The following is a 1,078-nucleotide window of genomic DNA, read 5'->3' as shown; positions in this document are numbered from 1 at the left end:
TTGCACTTTGGCCGGGCGGCGCGGCGGCTGCATGTGGAGCAGTCGCCCCTGTCGAGGACGATTCGCCAACTGGAGGCTGACCTGGGCGTGACCCTGTTGGAGCGCATGCCACGGGGCGTGTGCCTGACCCCGGCCGGGCAGGTGTTCCTGGAGGAGGCCCGGCGTGTGCTGCTGACCCTTGAGCAAGCGCGGACCAAGGCGCGGGCGGTGGCGGCGGGACACCAAGGCACCCTGCGGATCGCACTGACCGGCTGTGTTGGGCAGGTCCGATTGCCGGCGCTGCTCGCGCTGTGCCGGGAGGAGGCGCCGGAAGTGGGTGTTCGGCTGTTCGAGGCACCGCTGCCGCAGGTGGTGGGCGGGCTGGGAAACGACCTGTACGACGGGGCCTTGGCGATGGCCAGCGTGATGGAGTCCGGTGTGATCGCCATGCCGCTGTGGCAGGACCCGTTGGTCGTGGTCATCCCTGCGCGGCACCCCCTGCTGGAGCACAAGCGGGCGCCGTTGAAAGAGGTGGTGCGCTACCCGCTGGTTCTGTTCGATCCGCAGGCGTGTGAAGAGTGCAGCCGGCAATTTGAGCGCCTGCTGCGCTTGGTGGAGACACTGCCGGTCGTGGCCGAGTATGTGACGACCCACTCGCTGATGCTGGCTCTGGTGGCGGCCGGCTATGGCATCGGATTTTCCAGCGCGGCGCACGTGCCGACATACCGGCAGGCGGAATTGATCTTCCGGCCCTTGGATGACGACTCGGCGACGCTGACGACCTACCTGCTGCACCCAGACGGCACTTTGTCGGAGTCGCTGCGCTACTTCATCGATCGTGCGCAGCGTGCCGGCCATATGACGATGGATACGCAACGGACCCCATGAGGCTGCTGCAGGCGGGCTGGCCGATTCCATTTTGGTCAAAGCGCCAGACCTGTTTTGCCACGGCCGGAATTGCTTACTGCGGTCCGCTGGCGCGGATACTCAGCCCTTGCTTGCGCTTGCGGTTGGCATTCTGCGATGAGAGTCGTATGCACATCGTTGCCCGGCGTCAATTACTTTGGCCGGTCGACGTCAATTATCCTGGCCGGTGGAA

General features: G+C 65.7%; 2 protein-coding genes. Both read left to right on the top strand.

Going from position 1 to position 1,078, the window contains the following annotated elements; translation table 11 throughout:
• Window positions 1-867, top strand: an 867-nt coding sequence (locus PLC66_RS22810; protein ID WP_324544460.1) for a LysR family transcriptional regulator, incomplete at its 5' end; no start/stop codon positions are given.
• Window positions 864-1,078 (top strand): hypothetical protein (locus tag PLC66_RS22805; RefSeq protein ID WP_324544459.1); only part of this gene is annotated, 215 nt, incomplete at its 3' end. The genes PLC66_RS22810 and PLC66_RS22805, both read left to right, overlap by 4 nt.

Origin of the sequence: Thauera sp. (genome assembly GCF_035444905.1) — a bacterium.
GTDB lineage: Bacteria > Pseudomonadota > Gammaproteobacteria > Burkholderiales > Rhodocyclaceae > Thauera.
Note: the sequence above shows the minus strand (reverse complement) of the source record. Positions and strands in the feature narration are given on the sequence as shown.